Genomic DNA, 22,126 nt, shown 5'->3' on the forward strand with positions numbered 1-22,126 from the left:
TTCCGTCGGGCGGCGGTTTGTGATTCAAGATACTGGCTGGATCGGAGGCCAGCACCGGATGGTCCGACCGCTTTCGAATGATCTTCGTGAACGAGCCGTAAAGGCGGTGGAATCCGGGGAGAGTTGCCATGCTGTGGCGGCCCGGTTCGATGTTGCAGTGTCGTCCGTCGTGAAGTGGCGGCAGCGCTATCGCGCGACGGGTTCGGTGGCGCCGGGTAAGGTGGGCGGTCACCGTAAGCCGGTTCTGGAGCCACATCGAGCGTTCATCGTGGAGCGGATCAGGCAGACGCCACATCTAACGCTGCACGGGCTGAAGGACGAACTTGCGGCGCGAGGCGTGAAAGTCTCACACCATGCGGTATGGACCTTCCTGCGACGCGAAGGTCTCAGCTTCAAAAAAAACACTGTTCGCCCTTGAGCAGGGCCGCGCCGACGTCGTACGGCGGCGGCAGCGCTGGCGCAGCTTGCAGGATCGCCTCGATCCAAACCGCCTCGTGTTCATCGACGAGACCTGGATCAAGACCAACATGGCCCCGCTGCGCGGCTGGGGATCCAAGGGCGAGCGGTTGCGCGGCTTTGCGCCGCACGGTCACTGGCGAACCCTGACCTTCCTCGGTGCCCTACGCTCTGACCAGCTCACTGCGCCCTGCGTGTTCGACGGACCGATCAACGGCGAAAGCTTCCGCGCCTATGTCGAACAGCAACTCGTCAAAGTGCTCAAACCGGGCGACATCGTCGTCATGGATAATCTTGGTAGCCACAAGTCGCCGACCGTCCGGCAGATGATCCGGAAAGCCGGCGCAAGGTTGTGGTACCTGCCACCGTACTCACCCGACCTCAACCCCATCGAGCAGGTCTTCGCCAAGATCAAGCACTGGATGCGCGTCGCACAGAAACGCACGATCGACGACGCCTGCGACCACATCGGCCACCTCGTCAGAAACGTCCTGCCAGGCGAATGCCGCAACTACTTCGTTAATGCCGGATACGCTTCCATCAAAAAATGAAAGGCAATGGCCTCTAAGGTCGCACAGCGCTCTACTGACGGCGGTAATACCGAGGCAGAGAGGCGCGCATACATTGCGTCTATGATGATGCTGTCCCTCATGAACGAAGTGCACAGCCTCGCGTGAGGAAAGATGATGGTCGCGGCGCCCGGCAGCCGCAAATCAGACGGCCCCCTTCCCCCCGAAACCGCGCCGCAACCATATGAAATGAGCCCGGACGGCTATGCACAAGAAAGCCGACGCCGAGCAAAAGATAAGACATCTCGCATTGGAGTAGATGCACGAAACTTTTCGGCCACAGCCTGGCCACTACCCTAACTTTGTCTTTCAAGACATGGCTGGAAAGCAAGCACTACAGCCACTACCTGCAATTCCGATCGCGAAGCGACGCCCGGGCCGAAGCCGAGGGTTGGTTTGAAGCCGAAATCCGCGACTACCCGGATTGTGCCGCCGGTGTGCATGAGCCAATCCTACGCCCGCGCCGGCCCGAAGTGAATCCCCTATTTGGTGCGCGCTGACGGAATCGAACCGCCGACATCCTGGATGTAGGCCAGGCGCTCGTTCCGCTGAGCTAAGCGCGCGGCTTCCGATTTTTCTGATCTGGCGACGCTTTCTTTGAAGCGGATGGTTTCGGCTGGCCGATCCAGCGGGATTACCCGACCAGCGGCGGCCGACAATAAATCTGCTCGAGCCTTTCCGGTTGGCCGCGCCGCCTCGATTACCAGATAGGAGGACCAAAACCATGCGCGATTGCGCGGCGGCCGCGTCGCCAAGGCCATGAATTTTGCAGCAGCAATGAGACGACCATGACTGAAACGGCGACGGCAGCGACGAAACAGAGCAACGGCCGGCAAGCCCGCAGGGGGTGCGGCCGAAAGGTCGCCCGACCGACGAGACCCGGCGCGGCGCTTCAGCCGGTTGCGCAACCATGGGACGGCAAGCTGCTATTCCGCGCTAACCAGATCGCGCTGTTGGCGCGCGGCAACGCCCAAGGACGATTCCGGAGCGATGAGATTCGGATCCTACCCGTGCTGAGGCGGCGACCTCTCGCTGGCGATGCCGCCGACTGGTAGCACTGCTCGAAGCAGGCCGAGACGCTTCGAGGGAAGGATCATGCGGCCAACCTTTCCCGCTCGGGAGCAGCAGTAGTGGGACAGGATGGCTGGCCGAGCAGTGCGGAAATCTGCGCGCATCGCGCGAGGTGCGCAGCGATGAGCACAGCCCGCCAAACATCGAGCCGCACGTTTGAACCTGGTGGTCCTTTTTCGCGACTAGTCTTTCAAACGAATCAATCTGGAGATTTGGTGGAGGCCCCGACTTCCATGGGCTCCTCCGCCGTCGGTCGAAAATGACGAGTGATCTCCAGACCACCGGAGGACACATAGATGGCCTCTCGCGTTCTTTATCACGGGGCGGAAGCGAACAAGCTCCTGTTCAATATTCGCAATGGCGCATTAACCGCGGACTCCCAGGGTCGCATATTCTTCGCGGAGCGGGATTGGGAGAACTGCCTGATTCACGGTGCGGATCGGCAGATGGGTGAATCCTACGCGGCGAAACTTCGGGTTGATATTCCCGAGGGCGCCCAACTGGTGAAAAACCCAACTTCCGGAAATCCGGACGCCCGAATCTTGAAGGTCGAACCTGGCGCGAAAGTGCCCGCGAAAGTCGAAGAACTTTATGTCCGACGAGGCCGCGTCGGGGCTTTTGAGACGCGCAGGATACCAGGGAGCGGCGCGCAAGCCTATCTGGAACAGAAAATCGCGAGCGCCCCGACGCTCGGTAAGCCTCCAAGTGGGGGCGGAGGGAGCGAGGGCGGCGGCGCCGGCGGCGGCGCAAGCGGGGGCGGAGGTGGCTCGCCGCTGCGCGCGTTTTTTCGGGCGCGAGCAAACATGTACAAAGCTGCCATCCGGGCGGGCGTTGAGGGCGTTTTCACACCTGAGGGTATTGCCGCAGCGGTTCCCGAGTTGATTCTAAAGGTATCCGACAGAGTTGCAGCCCGGGAGGCGATCCGGCAGATCAAGATCAAGTTTTTGAAAGAGGGCTTTGCAAAAGGTGTTGCCGCCGGTGCCATGGATTGGAGTCAAGAGGATGTGCGATTAAATCTCAAGCATCGCGTTACTCATGGTCGGGTTCGAGGTCTTGAAGACGAAGCAGGTATTCTAACGCTGTCTTTTATCCTCCAACTTGCCGAAAACTGCGAAGACTATGCTGTCGATGTCGGCTACAGCTACAGTCTCTCAAGACCATTAGAGTGGAGGCAGGACTTGGCCGCGAAGGGCATGAAACTTCTGAAAAAACATGGCTATGACAAGTGGTCTCCTGAGCAACGTGAGTACGAGTTTATCGATAAGCTCGCGTGGGCAATCCGTTCTAGCACTAACGCGATAGTAGGACCCCACCTTGAAATTCAACTCGCTGTAGCAAGGCTTAAAGACGGATATTGATCCGCGAGCTGGTTGAACCAAGAGGAGCAAACTTCGATTACGATTACGCAACGCGCGCGGTAACGAGCGGTCATCGGTCCGGCGTAGAGGCGAGTGGCTCCTCACGCGGCGTGGCGTCCCGCCGCCGCTACCTACAACATCGAGGCAATGCAGCGACGAGCAGCCGCTAGGTTGGTCGTCGAGTGCCGCAAGGCGGTCGACTAGATCGATGGCGCGACAACGCGCGCGGAGTCCATCGCGGCGACTACAAACTGTTCTGAGCCGCTGGACGGTGACGAGCCGCCGTGTGGCGCGGCTCGTCGCCAGCGCACCCCTGCCCCGTCCGCGATAATGACCAGCTCGGCTTCCAGATGCCGCAGGTTACATCCGCTCAACTAACCCTTGGGGTTCATCTGGTCTCTTCTACCAATCATCGTACTCGACGGCTTCGCGCCGCGTGGCACTTGCCAGCACGGAAATGATGTCGGCTCCGCCAGCTATCATTTCATGGAATGACGGCGGTTCAGTTTGGGAACCACGGGCGGACTGCGGCCACGCACCAAACGCCTAGAGGAACGGTGGCAGCTGGAAACTTCGAAGAACGGTATCCGGATCAAGAATTACGAGCACGATCACATGGAAATGCGAGTCAGCCGTCGTGCCCGGGTCCCGGGTGGTGAGGACATGCCGTTCAATCACTGGACCGAACCGCAGAACGGTAGGGCCAAAGGTACTGAAGTTCTCGTCGGTGCCAGCATAGGTGACCCTGCAACCCGGCATCGCAACCCGGAGGATCTCCTCCACTTCATTCGGGTTGCTATGGACATGGTTCGCAAAAATGGGACTGCTTCGGATTGCGATATTGCTAACGCTCTTAGCTTCGAGCCCGTGGAGATGCGGCGGAGCATTGGTCAGAAATCGTGGAGGACTCGGATCACCTTGACCTCTCCCTGCGAAGTTCGGATTTGGCGCATAGTCGTCAAATCCTAGATAATCAGTCTCATGGGTCCCGTAAATGTTGATCCTTTTGCCGAACGGGAGTGGGTTGATCGGTGTACCCTTATGGCCTCCACTTTGCAGAGTTGGACATTTCGAGTGGTCGTGTTTCGGCCCTGCCTCAGTTAGCGTAACCAGCAAGCTCTCAGGTACCTTTTCGAATTCCACCATATCGGCATCGAGACGATCGATCGTCATTTGGCCGACGATGTTGTCCGGCGTTCTTTGGTAATCCGTGTTGATGATGTTGCGGGGAGGCCCCTTGTAACGAAGCACGGCTTGCTGGGTCGATTGCCCGTACAGCTCGGTAGATATCTCACTTGCTCCGATTACTCCCATGCCGAGCTTCGTCAGTGCTTCTTGGATCAGACCGACGTGCTCTCCGCGTGAGCCTGGCAGAACATGATCGGCTGGCGAAAGCAGGCATCGCTGGAGCTTCTGATTGTCCTTGAATTGCTTCGAAACGAGGCGCTTTCGCGTGAGGACCACGACCATGTTCTGCTCCTCTGCTATGCCAGCATGTCCAGTTGATTTGCGTTCCCACAAATAAAGCGATTGATGATGCATCATAAGCAGCAGATCGCAGTTAGTTCAATCCCTGCGAGAGTCGTGATTTCGGGTTCGGAGTTCGGCGACAGTTAGGCGACGATCAAATTTATGCCGGGTAGGTCGAGCTTGGCTTTGAAGGCTCCAGGACTTGAACGTCGCGTTCGACAGCTGGAAGCCTGACGAGAGCTATCCGCATCGCGGGTACATCTACGCGGCGTGGACGGCTGGGGTGGTGCGATGGTGAAAATGACCGGCGAACGACCCTAGCGATCTTGGCGTTTCTCCGGGAGCCTTGAGTCATTTCCGGGCCGCACATCATGCGGTCGCGTTCACGAGATGGTCCGATACCGTCGAAATGAACGCGCGAAGACGCCCAAGACGCCGTAGGTCTCGGTGGTATCCCATCCAAATGTCTCGCGCCGGCGGCAGCGTCGGCAGGTCCAGTCTGCGGATACCCGGGATCTGGTTGCCGACCACGCGGGGCAGGACAGCGATGCCGACGCCTTGCCTGCACATGCGCGCCTGGACGTTGCGGTTGTTCGATCGCAGGACCGGTTTTGCGTTGGGGAAACTCTCGATGAGCCACGCGATGTCGGGAAAGTGGGGCGTGGATGGCGTGATCAGCCGGAAACCAGTCCCATCGCCATATTTGGGATCAGCCGCCTCCTCTGCGATGTAGACGCCGTATTCGAGCGTGAAGAGCCGCCGCTGAATGACATCGGCAGTGTCGAACGGAACGGCACGAAAAGCGACTTCAGCCTCCCGCTGGGCGAGGCTGAATCGGCGCGTGCCGGTCAGGATCTCGACGTCGACGTTCGGATAGGCTTTCGAGAAATCCGCCAGGATAGGAGGGAGGACATAGGCCCCGAACCAGTCCGTTGACGAAATGCGCAGACTGCCTTTGAGATTCTGCTCCCGCCCCGCAAGCCGGCGCTCCATGGCCAGCGCGCCTTCTTCCATTTGCTCGGCCAGCGCGATGATTCCGTGGCCCTCATCGGTCAGAACAAGACCGTCCGCTGTGCGCTGGAAGAGCGTGTGACCGATTGCCTGCTCGAGTGCGCGAAGGCGCCTGCCGACGGTCGGATGGCTTGTCCGAAGCGAACGCGCGGCACCGCCGAGCGTGCCGGATCGCACAACAGCGAGGAAGATCCTTACGTCACTCCATTCCATCGCAACCCCCGCACAAAACTGAACGCCGAGAGTACAATCGCGTCAGTTAAAGAACAAATCTAAGCACCTAGATCCCCGCCATCGTCTGGAGATTCGTCCTTCTGTGGATTCCCCCGTGAGGGCGGCCGCTTCGGTGACTTGGCTGTGGAACCCAAGGGAAGCTCGTCCGGACTGAGCAGAGAGATTTTCCGGAGCGGTGGCAGAACGCGGCGGCCCGCCCCGATGCTCGCAAATGAGGACTTCGATGATGATCACGATGCTGGTGCCCCAGAAAACAACTCGGAGAAGACGTCATGAAAACTTGGCTCATCACAGGCTGCTCGAGCGGCTTCGGCCAGCGGCTCGCGCTCGCTGCGGCACAGCGCGGCGATCGGGTCATCGCGACGGCCCGCAACGTCAAGACGATCGAGGAAATGGCCGAGCCTTTCGGCGGCCGCATGATCACTTTGCCACTCGACGTGACCGATGCGGCGGCAGCCAAGGCAGCGGTCGCAAAGGCGGTCGAGACCTTCGGCGGCTTTGACGTGCTCGTGAACAATGCCGGCTACGGACTGTTCGGGGCGATCGAGGAGGGCACGCCCGAGGAATATCGGCCGATGTTCGAGGTGAACGTCTTCGGTCTGATCGAAACCACCAGAGCCGCCCTGCCCGTCCTGCGACGTTCGGGCGGAACGATCGTCAACATGTCGTCCGGCGCGGGCATCGCGGGCAGCGGCGGCGCAGGCTATTACAACGCCGCCAAGTTTGCCGTGGAAGGGATTTCCGAAGCGCTCGCCGGCGAGCTGGAGCCGTTCGGCATTCGCGTGCTGATCGTCGAACCCGGGCCGTTTCGCACCGATTTCCTTGGCCGTTCGATCACGATGGCGGCCAACGAGATGCCGGAATACGCCGCGAGCTCGCGCAAGCCCTATCGCGAAACCAACAACGGCAATCAGGCGGGCGATCCCGACAAGGCGATCGCGGTGATCCTGCAGGCCGTCGACGCCGATGACGCCCCGCTTCATCTGCCGCTCGGCCCGATCGCGCACGCGATCGCCGAGCGAAAGCTGGCCGCCTTCCGCAGCGATATCGACGCCTGGCGCGACATCACGATCGCCACCGATTTCGACCAGCCCTGAGCGCTGGCCACGAGCTCTGTTTGAACGTCAACATCTGACTGGAAAGCGATCATGATCGCATCTTTGAAGGGGTTTACCCAGCAGCTGGTGCCGGTGAATGGCATCAAGATCAACGCCGTCACGGGAGGTTCAGGCCCGCCGATCCTTCTGCTTCACGGCTGGCCGGAAACTTGGTGGGAATGGCACCATGTGATGCCGCTGCTGGCCGAGCATTTCAGCGTGGTGGCCATGGATCTGCGCGGCGCGGGCTTTTCCGACTGCCCGCTCGACGGCTATGACAAGGCGACGATGGCGCGCGACGCGCATGAAGTGATGGTTGCCCTTGGACATGAACGCTACGCCGTGTGCGGACATGACATCGGCGGAATGGTCGCCTTGCCTCAGGCCGCCATCTATCGGGAGGCTGTTACCCACCTGGCCGTCCTCGACGTTCCGCTTCCCGGCTGGACGGGATGGGAGGCGACGACCGCAAGGCTCTGGCACTTCAGCTTCCATATGAACCGGGACCTGCCCGAACGCCTGATTCATGGCCGTGAATATGACTATGTTTCGACTTTCATGGCAGAGCGGTTCTACGATCACAGCACCTTCAATCCGGCGGACATCGAGATCTACGCCAAGGCGATGGCGCTTCCTGGCCGCACGCGTGGCGGCATGGAATGGTACCGCACCCTCATCGCCGATCATGCGACTGCGCTCGCGTACAAGAAGCAAACGCTCGAGATACCGGTGCTTGGCCTCGGTGGGGACCAGCGGTTCGGTGCGCAGATGGTGCCGATGCTCAAGGAGTTCGCCACCAATGTGAGGGGCGGCTCGATCGCGCGGTGCAGCCACTATGTCGCGGACGAGCGGCCGGATGAAGTCGCAGCCGCCCTGATCGAGTTCCTCAAGGCCGACTGAAACTCGGCGCCCGCGCCGTCGTGGGCCGGGCAGATCGCGAGGCTGCGGGCGAATTGCGCCGCGGAAACGCGATGGATCGAATCAACAGCAAAGGAGACTGTCATGACCGCACCCGTCATTCGCGGCGTTAACCATATCGGCATCACGGTGCCCGACATCGAAGCAGCAAAATCGTTCCTGGTGGAAGCTTTCGGCGGCCAGGTGATCTACCAGTCCTTCGGACCGCAGGATCCGCCGCGGCAGGGACCCGAATTCGAGCGGGCCGTCGGCGCTTTTCCCGGAACGGTCGTGCGTGCGCAGGCGATGGTCAAGATCGGAACCGGACCCGATATCGAGCTCTTCGAAATGCACGGTCCCGAGCAAGCCAAGCCGATCCGGGCGAGCGACTTCGGCATCACGCACTTCGCTCTCTACACCGACGACATCGACGCATCGGTCGAGCGCTTCGAGAAGGCGGGAGGCACACCCCTCACCGCGCCGCGCGCTATTCCCTATGCAACCGAGAAAGGTCCTGGAAACAAGGTCTGCTACTGCCGCATGCCGTGGGGCACGACGATGGAATTCATCACCACGCCGGACCGCATGGCCTATCATGACCAGACGGATCTGCGCAGGTGGCAGGACGAGGACTGAGCAGGGCGCGAAAAGGCCGCGCGCAAGCCAGCGTCGTCCTCGTCTGGTCGGCGTCAGCGGACGTTAAGCTCGCTCAGCCAGGCAGGTCCGGCATCCACTCCCTCAGTTCTCGTGCGGCGCCGGTGACGTCAGCGATCGTCCGGAACGTCGCCGTCTCCACCATCATCGCGCGCGCCAGCCGCACAGCACGGGCCTCGCTGACCGCGCGTTTCCCTGCATCCTCGATCAGCTCGAAGTCGATGTTGTGGGCGAGACCGAAGATGCGACGGATGATCTTGGCCGCCGCGAAGCCGACGGTGTCGGCGAACAGGCGCTGCATGTAGGCCTGCCGCTCGGTTTCCAGCCGTGCGGCTCCCTTGTCGCCGGTGAACAGCGATGGCGGATAGGCGTCCCCGGTGGCTCCAGCGCGCCAGAGGTCGAGGAATTTGCGGGCGAACTCGGTCCAGACCTTTTCGACGGTCTCCAGAACCCAACCCTCGAAGGCAGCCCGCTCGCCCGCCGCGCGCTCGTGGCCGACGGAGGCGAAATAAGCCATCAGGAGATTGGCCAGCACGGCGCCGGAGTCGAAACCCATCGGGCCGTAGAACGCGAATTCCGGATCGATCACGCGCGTCTCGCTCTCCGTCACCATGATCGAGCCGGTGTGGAGATCGCCATGGAGCAGCGCTTCCGGGCTTGCCATGAACTTCAGCTTCAGGCGGGAGACCGAGACATGCAGCTCCATGTCGTTACGCAGCTCCGCGGCCAGGCTGTCGAGGTACGGGGCGGTCCAGCGGTTCTGCTCGGCAATGCGGTAGGGATCGGTGAAGATCAGGTCTTCGGTGATCTTGCAAAGCGCGTGATTGCCGGCGAAGGCGGCGATCCCCTCCTTCTTCTCGGCCGCGGAGAGCGCGAGGTCGGAGGTGAAGAACAGCGTCCTCGCCATGAAGGCCGTGATGTCGTCGACGAAGCGCGGATATTGCTTCCCCGCAACCAACCCCTTGCGCATGATGATGTGGGGCTCGAGCAGCTCCATGACCGTCAGGGCCAGGGCGTCGTTGTGGTGCAGCACGGCTGGCACCAGGCCGGGCGCGAGCTGGGCCTGCCGGGACAGCGCGAGATACTCGTAATGGGCCCGCGACAGCGGCAGCGGCCAGCTCTCGCCGACGAGGCGGACGTAGGGCAGCGCCTGCTTCACCGCGATGCCGCCGCCCGCGCCCTTGACGATGAAGACGAGGTTGAGATTGCCGTCGCCGACCTCGGTGATGGACCAGGACGCCGGCTCGCCGCCAAGCAATGCCCTGAGCCCGGAGAGGCCCGCGAGATAGTCGCGCAGGTCGCCTTCGTGCAGAATTCGGTAGTGCCCTGCCCGGTCCCCGCTCATGACGATCCCATCCCTTGTCTGGGCCGGATCGTTACTCCCGAGGCTGGCAAGCCCGAGCCGATCCCGGCCATTCTTTTGATCGGATCGTAATCGCAATCAACGCCGCCCGCCACCTGGTGCGTTGTCGTGCCGGCGCGCGGGACATGGGCGCACGTTATGGGCATCGGGCAACCAGCTGGGACGCTTGGCCGCGAGCCAGGATTGGCTGATTGAGGAACCCAAGCAGGCTGAGACAGTTTTGAGTTTCTGACCTTGTAGAGGAGCTGCAGATGAGCCGCGGAATGCCCTCCATGACTGCCTTTCTGGCGATGCTGGCCATTGCCGGATATCAGAACCGCGACAAATTGGCTGAGCTGTTGAAAGGCGCAGGGGGCGGCTCGTCTGCGGGCGGTCCGCAGCCGCCTGGGGGCATGCTCGGCAATCTCGGCGGCATGCTCGGCGCGGGCGGAATCGGGGGCCTGCTCAATGGCGGAATTGGCGAGCTCCTGGAGAGGTTCAACCAGAATGGCCAGGGCGAAATCGCCGACTCATGGGTGAAGCCCGGGCCCAACAAGGACATCTCCTCGCCGCAGCTCAAACAAGCTATCGGCGGCGACGTCCTGGAGAAGCTCGCAGAGCAGACCGGGCTTTCTCAAGACGAGATCATCACACGGCTGTCCCGTGAACTTCCTTCCGCAATCGACAAATACACGCCGGATGGACGCCTGCCCGAAGCATAGAAGCAGCGGCTTAACTCAGAAGAGATGTACCCATGAGCATTCTTTGGACCATCATCATTGGCTTTCTCGCCGGCGTGATCGCCAAGTTCATCATGCCGGGCGACAATGAACCTTCCGGCTTCATCCTGACGACCATTCTCGGCATCGTCGGCGCGTTCGTGGCCTCTTATCTCGGGCAAGCGCTGGGTTGGTATCGCCCTGGTGAAGGGGCCGGCCTGATCGGTGCGGTGGTCGGCGCGATCGTCGTGCTGTTTGTTTACGGTCTCTTCGCTGGCCGGCAACGCCGGGCGATCTAAGCGGAATGGCTTAGGTTGAATAGATGATCGGTGCGGCTCGTACACCTCTCCCGCTTGCGAGAGCTTTGCATAAAGCACGAATCTGCAATTCTCTCGGCTTGATTGGTAGGGGGCTGGGGATGGCATATCGGCAGGTTGGACAACCGAGCTTCGCGGACGCGCTGGTGTCGCGGCGAGGGAAAGGCAATCGGGTGCTGAGGCGGGTTGGCGAACTGGTCGATTGGGCGGCAGTGGCGCGCGTGCTGGGCGGTCTGCCGGAACCGGAGCGGGGCGCGCCGGCCTATCCGCGGCTGGTGATGTTCAAGGCGCTGCTGCTGCAGCAATGGTACGGGCTGTCCGATCCTGAGCTTGAAGAGGCGCTGGATGATCGCGCCTCGTTCCGCGATTTCTGCGGCTTTGTGCTGGGCGACGAGACCCCCGACCACGCAACGATCTGGCGCTTCCGCGACGCTTTGCAGCGGGCCGGCCTGGACGAGACGCTGTTCGGTGAGATCCTGCGCCAGATCGAGGCGCATGGGCTGGTGCTGCGGCGGGGCACACTGATCGATGCGAGCCTGATCCCGGCGGCGGTGAAGCCGCCAAAGCCGCCAGAGGACCCGCAGCCGCCCGGCCCGGACGGCCGGGCGCCGAGCAAACTGGTCAACAGCAAGCGCGATCCGGATGCGCGCTGGACCAAGAAGGGCGGCAAACGATACTTCGGCTACAAGGCGCATGTCGGCATCGACAAGGGCTCGGCCATCATCCGCCGCAACAAGCTGACCGATGCTGCGGTCAACGACACGGTGCCCGCCGACGAGTTGATCTGTGGTGATGAGAAGGCGGTCTACGCCGACCAGGCCTATGACAAGCACGAGCGCCGCAGCGGCCTCCGTGCGCGAGGCATCAAGCCGCGGCTGATGTTTCGGCCCAACAAGCATCATCCGCTGACCGAGCGGCAGAAGCGCTTCAACGACGCTGTGGGAAAGCGCCGCGCACCGGTCGAGCAGGTCTTCGCGCGCCTCAAGGGCAGCTACCGCTGGGCGCGCGCCCGCTATCTCGGCTTGGCGCGCAACCAGACGCGTCTGCGCCTGATCTGCCTCGCCATGAATCTCAAACGATGGGCAGTGCTGTCTCCTGCGGGAGCTGCGGCATGACCGCCGCCGCCCAACGCCATCGGTTGGCCGCGAAAACCCAACCATTCAACGCCCGCGCGCCGTCCGACCCCGCGCAAAAAAAGCCCGACATCGGGAACCAGTCCCTTACATCCAATTATGCAAAGCTCTCGCAAGCGGGAGAGGAAGTGCACCGCCGGTGGCGCAATCAAACCTACTCGCATCATGCTTTAGAACTGGCCGAGACCTGCTGGCGGACTCGCTCAAGCGGAATGTGTGACGGAAGGCTCGCCGGATGCCTGCTTCACGGCGACGCCGCTGCTGCCGCGAGGTGGCCGCAGCGTCTCAAAGGCGCTGCGCCAGCCAGATGGTGTGCCCACCGCAATCGGGGTCCTCGACCACGTGCGACACGACGCGGAATCCATGCCGATCCAGCAGTGAACGATATTCGGCCGGATCCAGGCTGGCATGATACAGCGGCTCGCCGCCGAGCGCTCCGATCGCCTCGCCCTGCGCCGGGCCGCTTGTGAACATCAGCGCCGCCTCCGGCCTCGCATGGTCGCGAAAGATCGGGAACATGCGGCGCTGGTCGTCAAAACAGAGGTGGAAGAAGCTATCCCAGGCGAGGATGCCGCCAAATCGCCGTCCCAACGCAAGCTGGCGCATATCGGCAACGATCCATTCCTGCTGCGGGAAGCGCTGTCCGCACGCATCGATCATGGCCGGCGAGGAATCCACCCCCGTCACGGGATGGTCGAGCCCGATCAGATATCCCGCCATCGGCTCTGCCGAGCCGCAGCCGAGATCGAGGACGGAGCCGGCAGGCGGCAGCAGCGCGCGGAAACGGTCGAGCCAGGCCTGTTCGAACAGACTGCTCCGTGCACGGCTCTCGATCCAGTCCGATGCCTTGCGCTGATAGAGATCGATGATGTGGTCGGCGGCGTCCGATGCCATTCGAGAGCTCACGCGCTTCGCTCGCGACTAAAAGGTCTCCCGCTCCAGGAAGCTGGAGCCGATGTCGGCCTTTCTCTTGATGGGATCGTAGTCACAATAGACGCCGTCCGCCACCAGCGTGTAGCTGGCGCTGACGTTGTATTTGTCGAGCTTGACCGAGCTCAGGCCGATCACCGAGGTGGTCTTGCCTCCGTTCCACCTGAACGGCGTCGAGCTCTTCGACTGCTCGCAGGCCAGCACCGCCTCGTTGAAGACATAGCCCTCGACGAACGCCTTCAGGGTGCGGACCTGCACGGCCATCTTCCACTCAAAATAGCCAATTGCACCGAGGCCGGCGACGATCAGCACCAGAAGCGCGACGACGATACGCTGAAAAGTCATTTGTTTCCCCCGAAAGAACAACGCGCGAAGAAATCCTAATCGAACGCATCTTGATTGAATCGATGTGAGCTCCGGGCTCCGATTCACCTCTCCCATAGGGAGAGGTCGGATCGAATCGAAGATGCGATCCGGATGAGGGGTTCTGGACTCGCTGAGCGCCGCGGCCCCTCACCCGGGTTGCTGCGCAATCCGACCTCTCCCCGCTGGGGAGAGGTGAACCACGCGCAGCCAACCATGCCCTAGAACGGCATTCCCATCAATTTCGACAGGCGCTCGATCGAGAGATAGCCGGCATGATAGGCCGCTACGCCGATGCCGTAGATCACCGCCGAGATGATCGTGGTCCAGATCAGCTTGCGCCCCATCCGCGTCAGGATCGGCGCGCCGGGGTCGGTGCCGGGTGCGCCGACGCCATCCTCGTGCTGGCTGCGCACGCCGAACGGCAGCGTCAGGAACAGCGCGACCCACCAGATGACGAAGTAGATCGCAAGTGCGGTCGATATCTGGATGGCCATGGGACGGCCTTACGCCTGCTCGATCTCGACCAGCGCGCCGGAAAAGTCCTTCGGGTGCAGGAACAGCACCGGCTTGCCGTGGGCCCCGATCTTCGGCACGCCGTCGCCGAGCACCCGCGCGCCCTCCTTCACCAAGGTGTCGCGCGAGGCGATGATGTCCACGACCTCGTAGCAGACATGGTGGATGCCGCCGTCGGCGTTGCGCTCGAGGAACTTCGCGATCGGCGAGGCCTCGCCAAGCGGCTCGATGAACTCGATCTTGGTGTTGGGCAAGGTCGCGAACACGGTGGTGACGCCGTGCTCGGGCAGCGGAACGGCCTCCGAGATCTCGGCCCCGAACGCCGCACCGTAGATCTTCGCGGCCTTGACCGCGTCCTTGGTTGCGATCGCGACATGGTTGAGCCGGCCCAGCATGGTTTCTTCTCCCTCAGCGCGTGATCCGGACAAGCGGCGGGCCGCCTTCCCGGGATGCTGACACAATTACACTGTCAGTACGTGTACCAGACAGGGAGGCTTTTTGCCCCAATGTTCGTTGATCACGGCCCGGACGGCGCGTCGCACCGACTCGCCCAAGGCGTCGGGATCGCGGCGACGCGCCTTTGGCAGGCCCTCGATGGTGGACATCACGGCGTCGAAGACGATGTCGTCGAAGAGCTCGCCCGCCCTATTCTTCTCGGGGATGCCGACGAGATCGACCTCGGGATCGTCGGCGAGCTCGCCCTGCCCAGTCATCGCGATGGCGACGAAGGCGCAGCCGGAAAAGGCCATGCGGCGACGCTCGATCACCGCGCGGGACTTGGAGTCCTCCAGAATCGTCCCGTCCTTGTAGAGACGGCCGAAAGGCACCTCCCCGATGATGCCGGGATCGCCGGGGCCGAGCCTGACGAGGTCACCGTCGCGGCAGACCAGCACGCGCGGCACGCCGGCGGCGCGGGCCAGCTTTGCGTGCTCGTGCAGATGCAGGGCCTCGCCATGGACCGGGATCAGGAGTTGCGGCTTCACCCAGGAAATCAGGTCGCGCAGCTCGTCGCGGCGGGGATGGCCGGAGACGTGGACCAGAGCGTCGCGGTCGGTGATGATCTCGACGCCCTGGAGCACGAGATTGTTGACGATCGAGCTGACAGCCTTCTCGTTGCCTGGAATGGTGCGCGAGGAGAAGATGACGCTGTCGCCGCGGTTGAGCGTGATCTCAGGATGGTCGTCGTTGGCGATGCGCGCCAGCGCCGCACGCGACTCGCCCTGGCTGCCGGTGCACAGGGCCAGCACCTTGTCCTGCGGAAGGTGACCGTAGACCTCAGGCGAACGGAAATTCTGCACGCCGTCGAGATAGCCGGTCTCGCGGGCGACCTGCACCACACGCTCCATGGCGCGGCCGACCACGACGACCTCGCGGTCGGCAGCCTTCGCCGCGTCGGCCACCGCCTTGATGCGGGCGACGTTGGAGGCGAAGGTCGTCACCGCAACGCGGCCCTTGGCTGACTTGACGAGCTCGATGATGGTCCGGGCGACCTCGGCTTCCGACGGCGAGCGGCCGTCGCGCACGGCGTTGGTGGAATCGCCGATCAAGGCGAGCACGCCCTGCTCGCCCAATTCGCGCAGCCGCTTCTCGTCGGTCGGCGCCCCAAGGGTCGGAGTCGGGTCGATCTTCCAGTCGCCGGTATGCAGCACGATGCCGGCTTCGGTGTGGATCGCCAGCGCATGCGCTTCCGGAATCGAATGCGCGACGGGAATGAACTCGACGTTGAACGGGCCGACATCGACGCGGCCGCCGGACGGGACCACGGTGACAGGGATCTCAGGCGCATTGCGCTCGGCAGCGCATTTGGCCTCGAACAGTGCCGCGCTGAACTTGGTGGCATAGATCGGGCATTTCAGTTTCGGCCAGAGATCGATGATGGCGCCGAAATGGTCCTCATGGGCGTGGGTCAGCACGAGGCCCATCAGGTTCTCGCGCTCCTTCTCCAGGAAGCTGATGTCGGGCATGATCAGGTCGATGCCCGGCAGATGCTCCTCGTCACCGAATGACACGCCGAGATCGACCGCCAGCCAGGCGCGCTGGTGGCGGTTGCCGAGGCCGTAGATCGACAGGTTCATGCCGATCTCGCCGACGCCGCCGAGGGGCGCAAACACCAGTTCGTCGGGCCTTGCCATCACGCAGCTCCCACGGAGGCGACGGGGCCGAAGAACACCTCGCCCGCGGCCACCGGCACGAGGCGGCCCTCCGCGGTGCGGACAATCAGGCAGCCGGTGTCGTCGATTGTGTCAAAAACGCCTTCCAGCGTCATCGCTCCCGTGTGGATCGCGACCCGCTCGCCGAGGCCGGCAGCGCGCTCGAGCCAGAGCTTCCGGATCTCGGCAAAGCCGCGGCCATTGTCCCAGATGCCGCGGAACTCGACCCAGGCGTCCGACAAGGCCGAGAACAGCTCCTCGGCGCTGATCTGGACGCCGAGCGCGGCCAGCGACACCGCGGGCGTCGGGGTGCCCTCGGGCGCTGCGACCACGTTGGTGCCGATGCCGACGACGATGGCGAGACCGTTGCCAACGGCCTCGGCTTCAAGGCCAATGCCGACCAGCTTCTTGCCGCCGGCGAGCACATCATTCGGCCATTTCAGGGCGTAGCGGGGGCGGCCCTCGCCGAGGCGGAGCGCGGCCTCGAGGCTCACCTTCTCCAGCGCAGCCTCCTCCGCCAGCCCGGCGGCAAAGCCCAGCGTGGCGGCGACGGCCGGGGTAACGTCCATCACTTCGAGGATGCTGGCGGCGAGATTGCCGCGCGGCGCAATCCAGGCGCGCTGGCGGCGGCCGCGGCCGGCGGTCTGTTCCGACGTAACGAACCACATCGGGCCACGCTCGCCGGCCCTGGCGTGCTCGATCGCCTCGGTATTGGTCGAGCCGGTCCGCTCGAAAGCTGCGAGCTTATAGCCCGCCGAGAGTGCGCGAGAACCGAGCGCGAAAGCCATCCTAGAACAGCGACTTTGCCGCGGCGGAGGCGACGCTCACCACCGGACCTGCGAATAGCGCGAACAGGATGTTGAACAGGCCCGCGACCGCCAGCACCGTCCGCACTTCGATGCGCACCGGATCGACCTGGCCGGCCGGCTCGTCGAAGTACATCGTCTTGACGATGGCGAGGTAGTAATAGGCACCCACCACGCTGGTAAGCACGCCGATGACGGCGAGCGTGAACAGGTTCGCCTTGATGGCGGCGACGAAAACGTACCATTTGGCGAAGAAGCCGGCGAGCGGCGGGATGCCGGCGAGCGAGAACAGCAGCATCGCGAACATGAAGGCGAGCAGCGGATTGGTCCGCGAGAGGCCTGCGAAATCGCTGATCTGCTCCACCGCCTGGCCGTTGCGCTTCATGGCGAGGATGATCGAGAACGAGCCGAGCGTCATCGCGACATAGATCACGATGTACATCAGGACGCCCTGCGCGCCCTCGACCGTGCCGGAGGCGAGGCCGACCAGCGCGAAGCCCATGTGGCCGATCGACGAATAGGCCATCAGGCGCTTGATGTTGCTCTGGCCGATCGCGGCGAAGGAGCCGAGCGCCATCGAGGCGATCGACACGAACACCAGGATCTGCTGCCACTGCGAGACGATGCCGGGGAATGCGGTCAGCGTCACGCGGGTGAAGACGGCGAGCGCGGCCACCTTCGGCGCCGAGGCGAAGAAGGCGGTGACCGGGGTCGGGGCGCCCTCATAGACGTCGGGCGTCCACATGTGGAACGGCACCGCCGAGACCTTGAAGCAGAGGCCGGCGAGCAGGAAGACGAGGCCGAAGACCAGGCCGACATTCGAGACCGTGGCCGCCGCGGCGATGCCGGTGAAGCTCACCGTGCCGGTGAAGCCGTAGATCAGCGAGGAACCGTAGAGCAGCATGCCCGAGGACAGCGCGCCGAGCACGAAATACTTCAAGCCGGCTTCGGTCGACTTGGCATTGTCGCGGTTCGAGGCCGCCACGACGTAAAGCGCCAGCGACATCAGCTCGAGGCCGAGATAGAGCGAGATCAGGTCGCCGGCCGAGATCAGCACCATCATGCCGAGCGTCGAGAGCAGCACCAGGATCGAATATTCGAAGATGCGGCGCGACGGGTCGGACAGGAACTCGGTCGACAGGACCAGGGTCACCGCCGAGCCGATCAGGGCCAGGATCTTCATGAAGCGGGCGAAGTCGTCGGCGATGAAGCTGCCGCCGAAGGTCACCTGCTTGCCCGCGGGCTGCATGTAGACGAGCGCGCCGACCACGATCAGGAGCACCACCGACAGCAGCGTGACCGTCCTGGTCGTCTCCTGCCCGCGATAGGCTCCCAGCATCAGAAGCGCCATCGCGCCGACCGCGAGCACGAGTTCGGGCAGCACCGGCGCCAGTTGATAACCTGCAGTCTCAAAGCTCATGGCGATATCCTGACCTGCCCGATCACTGGAGCAGTGCGGCGGCCTTCATGGCCGTCACAGCGGTGTTGTAGTTGTTGACGAGTTGCTGGACCGAAGCGGCCGACATGTCGAGCACCGGCTTCGGATAGACGCCGAACAGGATCGTCAGCGCGATCATCGGGAACAGCGTCAGGCACTCCCGGAAGGTGAGATCCTTCATGCTCATCAGCGACGGCTTGACCAGGGCCCCGAACACCACCTTGCGATAGAGCCACAGCGCATAGGCCGCCGACAGGATCACGCCGAAGCTGGCGAAGAACGCGGTCGGGATCGAGACCTTGAAGGTGCCGAGCAGCGTCATGAACTCGCCGACGAAGCCGCTCGTTCCGGGCAGGCCGACATTGGCCATGGTGAAGACCATGAAGGTCATCGCGTAGAGCGGCATCCGGTTGACGAGGCCGCCATAGGCCGCGATCTCGCGGGTGTGCAGGCGGTCGTAGACGATGCCGACGCAGAGGAACAGCGCGCCGGAGACGATGCCGTGCGAGATCATCTGGAACACGCCGCCGGCGACACCCTGCATGGTGCCGGCGAAGATGCCCATGGTGACGAAGCCCATATGCGCCACCGACGAGTACGCGATCAGCTTCTTCATGTCCTCCTGCATCAGGGCCACCAGCGAGGTGTAGATGATGGCGATGGCCGAGAGCGTGAACACCAGCGGCGCGAAGTCGTGCGAGGCCAGCGGGAACATCGGCAGCGAGAAGCGCAGGAAGCCGTAACCGCCCATCTTCAGGAGGATCGCGGCGAGGACCACAGAGCCCGCGGTCGGCGCCTCGACGTGCGCGTCGGGAAGCCAGGTGTGGACCGGCCACATCGGCATCTTCACCGCAAAGGAGGCGAAGAAGGCGAGCCACGCCCAGGTCTGCAGGGACCGCGGCACGGCCGTGTGCATCAGGGTCGGGATGTCGGTGGTGCCGCCGTTCCAGTACAGCGCCATGATGGCGAGCAGCATCAGGACCGAGCCGAGCAGCGTGTAGAGGAAGAACTTGAACGACGCGTAGACCCGGCGCGGGCCGCCCCAGACGCCGATGATCAGGAACATCGGGATCAGGCCACCCTCGAAGAACAGGTAGAACAGCACGAGATCGAGCGCCGAGAAGGTGCCGATCATCAGCGTCTCCAGGATCAGGAACGCCATCATGTATTCGCGGACGCGGCTCGTGATCGCCTTCCAGCTCGCGATGATGCAGAACGGCATCACGGCGGTGGTGAGGATCACCAGCGGCAGCGAGATGCCGTCGACGCCCATGTGATAGGTGATGCCGGCGGCGAGCCAGTTCGCCTTCTCGACGAACTGGAAGTCGGGGTTGCTGGGGTCGAAGCGCATGACCAGGATCACCGACACCGCGAAGGTGATCAGCGTGGTCCACAGCGCGATCCAGCGCGAGTTGCGCTTGGCCGCCTCGTCGTCGCCGCGGCTGAGATAGACGATCAGCGCGCCGACCAGTGGCAGGAACGTCGTGACCGAAAGAATGGGCCAGGTTGTCATTTACTGGCCTCCAAAGCCGAACATGAACCAGGTGATCAGGCCGGCGGCGCCGATCAGCATGGCGAATGCGTAGTGATAGAGATAGCCGGTCTGGATCTTCACGACGTTGCGGGTGACGTCCAGCACGCGGGCCGAGACGCCGTCGGGACCGAAGCCGTCGATGATGAACCCGTCGCCCTTCTTCCAGAGCTGATAGCCGATCCACTTCGCCGGACGGACGAAGATGAGGTCGTAGAGCTCGTCGAAGTACCATTTGTTGAGCAGGAACTGGTACAGCATCGGCTGCGTCTTCGCGAGCTCGACCGGCAGATAGGGCCGGCGGATGTAGAACAGGTACGACACCAGGAAGCCCAGCACCATCATCACCGTCGGCAGGAAGGCGATGGTCTGCGGTATGTGGTGCATCTCCTCGATGATGTGGGGGTTCATCTTCACGGATTCGCGGAAGAACTCCTCGATGCCGTGACCGGCGAACAGCTCCTTGAACGGCAGCCCCGCGACGAACGAGCCGACCGCGAGCACGCCGATCGGGATCAGCATCCAGATCGGAGCCTCATGCGCGGCCTCGTAGTGATGCTCGTCATGCGGCTCGCCGTGGAAGGTCTTGAAGATCAGGCGCCAGGAGTAGAACGAGGTCAGGCCGGCGGCCACGATCGTCATCAGGAAGCCGTACACCCCGAACGGATTGTGCGAGGCGTAGGCGGACTCGATGATCGCGTCCTTGGAGAAGTAGCCGGCGGTGAGCGGAAAGCCGGTGAGCGCCAGGGTGCCGACCACCATCACCGCGTAGGTGTAGGGGATCTTCTTCCAGAGGCCGCCCATGTTGCGGATGTCCTGCTCGTGGTGCATCGCGTAGATCACCGAGCCGGAGCCCAAGAACAGCAGCGCCTTGAAGAAGGCGTGCGTGAACAGGTGGAACATGCCGACCGAATAGGCCCCCGCTCCCATCGCCACGAACATGTAGCCTAGCTGCGAACAGGTCGAATAGGCGACGATGCGCTTGATGTCGTTCTGGACGAGACCGATGGTCGCGGCGAAGAACGCGGTGGTCGCGCCGAAGAACATCACGACGGCCTGGGCAGTCGGGGCGAGCTCGAACAGCGGCGACAGGCGCGCCACCATGAAGACGCCGGCGGTGACCATGGTCGCGGCATGGATCAGCGCCGAGACCGGGGTCGGGCCTTCCATCGCGTCCGGCAACCAGGTGTGCAGCAGGAACTGCGCCGACTTGCCCATCGCGCCCATGAACAAAAGCAGACAGGTCAGGGTCAGCGCGTCGGCGTGCCAGCCGAGGAAGTTGATGGTCTTGCCGGTGAGGCCGGGCGCCGCGTGGAAGATGGTCTCGAAATCGGTCGAGCCGACCAGCATGAAGATCGCGAAGATGCCGAGGGCGAAGCCGAAATCGCCGACGCGGTTGACCACGAAGGCCTTGATCGCGGCCGCGTTCGCCGACGGCTTCTGGTACCAGAAGCCGATCAGCAGGTAGCTGGCCAGACCCACGCCTTCCCAGCCGAAGAACAGCTGCACGAGGTTGTCCGCCGTCACCAGCATCAGCATGGCGAAGGTAAACAGGCTGAGATAACCGAAGAAGCGCGGCCGGTTCGGATCCTCGTCCATGTAGCCGATGGAATAGAGGTGCACGAGCGAGGACACGGTGGTCACCACCACCAGCATCACGGCGGTGAGCGTGTCGACGCGCAGCGTCCACCAGACCTGGAGGTCGCCGGAGAAGATCCAGGGCAGCAGCTGGATCCTGTAGTCGTGGTGCATGAAGCCGACATCGACCAGCGTCATCCAGGACAACGCCGCCGAGACGAACAGCAGCGCCGTGGTGATCAGCTCGGCGCCGCGCGAGCCCGCCGCGGGCGGCTCGGTCGGGCTATGGCCGTGATCGTCGTGGCCGTGATCGTCATGACCATGGTCATCATGGGCGGCCGACGCATGAGCGTCGCCGTGGCCGTGATCGCCGTGATGGTCGAGCTCGTCGCCCGAGGGGTTGCGGGCATGCGCGCCGACGAGCGCGATCAGGCCAGCCAGAATGGCGCCCAGCAGAGGCAGGAAAACGATTGCCTGAACCATTTG

At 63.1% G+C, this 22,126-nt stretch carries 20 protein-coding genes and 1 tRNA gene; 8 read left to right on the forward strand and 13 right to left on the reverse strand.

Annotated elements, in window-relative coordinates:
- Positions 1–58: 58 nt before the first annotated feature.
- Positions 59–1,007 (forward strand): IS630 family transposase gene (locus ABIA42_RS15765; RefSeq protein ID WP_370123448.1). Its coding sequence is split into 2 segments (ribosomal slippage): positions 59–394 and positions 396–1,007, totalling 948 coding nucleotides; the frame shifts between segments, so codons are not numbered across the junction.
- A gap of 505 nt (positions 1,008–1,512) precedes the next feature.
- Here ABIA42_RS15765 and ABIA42_RS15770 read toward each other — a convergent pair.
- Positions 1,513–1,588 (reverse strand) — tRNA-Val (locus ABIA42_RS15770).
- Between the two features lie 804 nt (positions 1,589–2,392).
- On the opposite strand from ABIA42_RS15770, the gene ABIA42_RS15775 reads away from it, so the two are divergent.
- Positions 2,393–3,454 carry a hypothetical protein gene (locus ABIA42_RS15775; protein ID WP_061879541.1) on the forward strand — a complete coding sequence of 354 codons (1,062 nt, stop codon included), beginning with the start codon at positions 2,393–2,395 and terminating at the stop codon, positions 3,452–3,454.
- 546 nt (positions 3,455–4,000) lie between these two features.
- Here ABIA42_RS15775 and ABIA42_RS15780 read toward each other — a convergent pair.
- Both ABIA42_RS15780 and ABIA42_RS15785 read right to left on the reverse strand, forming a co-directional pair.
- Positions 4,001–4,924, reverse strand: a complete 924-nt coding sequence (locus ABIA42_RS15780; RefSeq protein ID WP_194393716.1) for a hypothetical protein — start codon at positions 4,922–4,924, stop codon at positions 4,001–4,003.
- A 369-nt stretch (positions 4,925–5,293) separates the two neighbouring features.
- Positions 5,294–6,148, reverse strand: coding sequence for a LysR family transcriptional regulator (locus ABIA42_RS15785; protein WP_370123444.1), 855 nt, complete (start codon positions 6,146–6,148; stop codon positions 5,294–5,296).
- A gap of 293 nt (positions 6,149–6,441) precedes the next feature.
- Between ABIA42_RS15785 and ABIA42_RS15790 the strand changes: the two genes are divergently transcribed.
- The 3 genes from ABIA42_RS15790 (at position 6,442) to ABIA42_RS15800 (ending at position 8,799) form a co-directional block, all read left to right on the forward strand.
- Positions 6,442–7,266 (forward strand): oxidoreductase, encoded by an 825-nt coding sequence (locus tag ABIA42_RS15790; protein WP_370123442.1) that lies wholly within the window; start codon positions 6,442–6,444, stop codon positions 7,264–7,266.
- A gap of 51 nt (positions 7,267–7,317) precedes the next feature.
- Positions 7,318–8,166: an alpha/beta fold hydrolase gene (locus ABIA42_RS15795; RefSeq protein WP_370123439.1), complete on the forward strand. Its 849-nt coding sequence runs from the start codon at positions 7,318–7,320 to the stop codon at positions 8,164–8,166.
- A 102-nt stretch (positions 8,167–8,268) separates the two neighbouring features.
- Complete coding sequence (locus ABIA42_RS15800) at positions 8,269–8,799, forward strand: VOC family protein (RefSeq protein ID WP_247769755.1); 531 nt, start codon at positions 8,269–8,271, stop codon at positions 8,797–8,799.
- A gap of 73 nt (positions 8,800–8,872) precedes the next feature.
- On the opposite strand, the gene mtnK is transcribed toward ABIA42_RS15800, so the two are convergent.
- On the reverse strand, positions 8,873–10,162 hold the full coding sequence (gene mtnK, locus ABIA42_RS15805) for an S-methyl-5-thioribose kinase (protein ID WP_370143789.1): 1,290 nt from the start codon (positions 10,160–10,162) through the stop codon (positions 8,873–8,875).
- Between the two features lie 269 nt (positions 10,163–10,431).
- Here mtnK and ABIA42_RS15810 point away from each other — a divergent pair, with 269 nt between their 5' ends.
- The 3 genes from ABIA42_RS15810 to ABIA42_RS15820 all read left to right on the forward strand — a co-directional run bounded on the left by ABIA42_RS15810 (position 10,432) and on the right by ABIA42_RS15820 (position 12,310).
- Positions 10,432–10,881: a YidB family protein gene (locus ABIA42_RS15810; protein ID WP_271529306.1), complete on the forward strand. Its 450-nt coding sequence runs from the start codon at positions 10,432–10,434 to the stop codon at positions 10,879–10,881.
- Positions 10,882–10,913: 32 nt separating this feature from the next.
- Positions 10,914–11,177 (forward strand): GlsB/YeaQ/YmgE family stress response membrane protein, encoded by a 264-nt coding sequence (locus ABIA42_RS15815; RefSeq protein ID WP_028178196.1) that lies wholly within the window; start codon positions 10,914–10,916, stop codon positions 11,175–11,177.
- Positions 11,178–11,296: 119 nt separating this feature from the next.
- A complete protein-coding gene (locus ABIA42_RS15820) occupies positions 11,297–12,310 on the forward strand; it encodes an IS5 family transposase (RefSeq protein WP_370113545.1) in 1,014 nt (337 codons plus the stop codon).
- 303 nt (positions 12,311–12,613) lie between these two features.
- On the opposite strand, the gene ABIA42_RS15825 is transcribed toward ABIA42_RS15820, so the two are convergent.
- From ABIA42_RS15825 to nuoL, 9 genes are all read right to left on the reverse strand, one after another.
- Complete coding sequence (locus ABIA42_RS15825) at positions 12,614–13,222, reverse strand: class I SAM-dependent methyltransferase (RefSeq protein ID WP_271529307.1); 609 nt, start codon at positions 13,220–13,222, stop codon at positions 12,614–12,616.
- Between the two features lie 27 nt (positions 13,223–13,249).
- Complete coding sequence (locus ABIA42_RS15830) at positions 13,250–13,603, reverse strand: hypothetical protein (RefSeq protein ID WP_271529308.1); 354 nt, start codon at positions 13,601–13,603, stop codon at positions 13,250–13,252.
- A gap of 239 nt (positions 13,604–13,842) precedes the next feature.
- Positions 13,843–14,118, reverse strand: coding sequence for a DUF1467 family protein (locus tag ABIA42_RS15835; RefSeq protein ID WP_271529309.1), 276 nt, complete (start codon positions 14,116–14,118; stop codon positions 13,843–13,845).
- Between the two features lie 9 nt (positions 14,119–14,127).
- On the reverse strand, positions 14,128–14,532 hold the full coding sequence (gene mce / locus ABIA42_RS15840) for a methylmalonyl-CoA epimerase (RefSeq protein WP_239623841.1): 405 nt from the start codon (positions 14,530–14,532) through the stop codon (positions 14,128–14,130).
- A gap of 66 nt (positions 14,533–14,598) precedes the next feature.
- Positions 14,599–16,269 carry a ribonuclease J gene (locus ABIA42_RS15845; protein WP_370123430.1) on the reverse strand — a complete coding sequence of 557 codons (1,671 nt, stop codon included), beginning with the start codon at positions 16,267–16,269 and terminating at the stop codon, positions 14,599–14,601.
- Positions 16,269–17,075 carry a biotin--[acetyl-CoA-carboxylase] ligase gene (locus ABIA42_RS15850; RefSeq protein ID WP_370123426.1) on the reverse strand — a complete coding sequence of 269 codons (807 nt, stop codon included), beginning with the start codon at positions 17,073–17,075 and terminating at the stop codon, positions 16,269–16,271. The genes ABIA42_RS15845 and ABIA42_RS15850 overlap by 1 nt, the downstream gene beginning before the upstream one ends.
- A 1-nt stretch (position 17,076) precedes the next feature.
- Positions 17,077–18,513, reverse strand: a complete 1,437-nt coding sequence (nuoN, locus tag ABIA42_RS15855) for an NADH-quinone oxidoreductase subunit NuoN (RefSeq protein ID WP_271529312.1) — start codon at positions 18,511–18,513, stop codon at positions 17,077–17,079.
- A gap of 22 nt (positions 18,514–18,535) precedes the next feature.
- Complete coding sequence (locus tag ABIA42_RS15860; RefSeq protein WP_370123422.1) at positions 18,536–20,044, reverse strand: NADH-quinone oxidoreductase subunit M; 1,509 nt, start codon at positions 20,042–20,044, stop codon at positions 18,536–18,538.
- Positions 20,045–22,123: an NADH-quinone oxidoreductase subunit L gene (nuoL, locus tag ABIA42_RS15865; protein ID WP_370123419.1), complete on the reverse strand. Its 2,079-nt coding sequence runs from the start codon at positions 22,121–22,123 to the stop codon at positions 20,045–20,047.
- Positions 22,124–22,126: the final 3 nt, after the last annotated feature.

Origin of the sequence: Bradyrhizobium sp. USDA 327, assembly GCF_041262065.1 — a bacterium.
In the GTDB taxonomy this organism is placed as follows: Bacteria; Pseudomonadota; Alphaproteobacteria; order Rhizobiales; family Xanthobacteraceae; genus Bradyrhizobium; species Bradyrhizobium liaoningense.

Bases quoted from the DNA above. Each gene is read 5' to 3' on its own strand.
- ABIA42_RS15780 (WP_194393716.1), bottom strand. From the start codon at position 4,924: ATGGTCGTGGTCCTCACGCGAAAGCGCCTCGTTTCGAAGCAATTCAAG.
- nuoL (WP_370123419.1), bottom strand. From the start codon at position 22,123: ATGGTTCAGGCAATCGTTTTCCTGCCTCTGCTGGGCGCCATTCTGGCT.
- ABIA42_RS15860 (WP_370123422.1), bottom strand. From the start codon at position 20,044: ATGACAACCTGGCCCATTCTTTCGGTCACGACGTTCCTGCCACTGGTC.
- ABIA42_RS15785 (WP_370123444.1), bottom strand. From the start codon at position 6,148: ATGGAATGGAGTGACGTAAGGATCTTCCTCGCTGTTGTGCGATCCGGC.
- ABIA42_RS15800 (WP_247769755.1), top strand. From the start codon at position 8,269: ATGACCGCACCCGTCATTCGCGGCGTTAACCATATCGGCATCACGGTG.
- ABIA42_RS15850 (WP_370123426.1), bottom strand. From the start codon at position 17,075: ATGGCTTTCGCGCTCGGTTCTCGCGCACTCTCGGCGGGCTATAAGCTC.
- ABIA42_RS15825 (WP_271529307.1), bottom strand. From the start codon at position 13,222: ATGGCATCGGACGCCGCCGACCACATCATCGATCTCTATCAGCGCAAG.
- ABIA42_RS15775 (WP_061879541.1), top strand. From the start codon at position 2,393: ATGGCCTCTCGCGTTCTTTATCACGGGGCGGAAGCGAACAAGCTCCTG.
- mtnK (WP_370143789.1), bottom strand. From the start codon at position 10,162: ATGAGCGGGGACCGGGCAGGGCACTACCGAATTCTGCACGAAGGCGAC.
- ABIA42_RS15845 (WP_370123430.1), bottom strand. From the start codon at position 16,269: ATGGCAAGGCCCGACGAACTGGTGTTTGCGCCCCTCGGCGGCGTCGGC.
- ABIA42_RS15795 (WP_370123439.1), top strand. From the start codon at position 7,318: ATGATCGCATCTTTGAAGGGGTTTACCCAGCAGCTGGTGCCGGTGAAT.
- nuoN (WP_271529312.1), bottom strand. From the start codon at position 18,513: ATGAGCTTTGAGACTGCAGGTTATCAACTGGCGCCGGTGCTGCCCGAA.
- ABIA42_RS15830 (WP_271529308.1), bottom strand. From the start codon at position 13,603: ATGACTTTTCAGCGTATCGTCGTCGCGCTTCTGGTGCTGATCGTCGCC.
- ABIA42_RS15820 (WP_370113545.1), top strand. From the start codon at position 11,297: ATGGCATATCGGCAGGTTGGACAACCGAGCTTCGCGGACGCGCTGGTG.
- ABIA42_RS15835 (WP_271529309.1), bottom strand. From the start codon at position 14,118: ATGGCCATCCAGATATCGACCGCACTTGCGATCTACTTCGTCATCTGG.
- mce (WP_239623841.1), bottom strand. From the start codon at position 14,532: ATGCTGGGCCGGCTCAACCATGTCGCGATCGCAACCAAGGACGCGGTC.
- ABIA42_RS15810 (WP_271529306.1), top strand. From the start codon at position 10,432: ATGAGCCGCGGAATGCCCTCCATGACTGCCTTTCTGGCGATGCTGGCC.
- ABIA42_RS15815 (WP_028178196.1), top strand. From the start codon at position 10,914: ATGAGCATTCTTTGGACCATCATCATTGGCTTTCTCGCCGGCGTGATC.
- ABIA42_RS15790 (WP_370123442.1), top strand. From the start codon at position 6,442: ATGAAAACTTGGCTCATCACAGGCTGCTCGAGCGGCTTCGGCCAGCGG.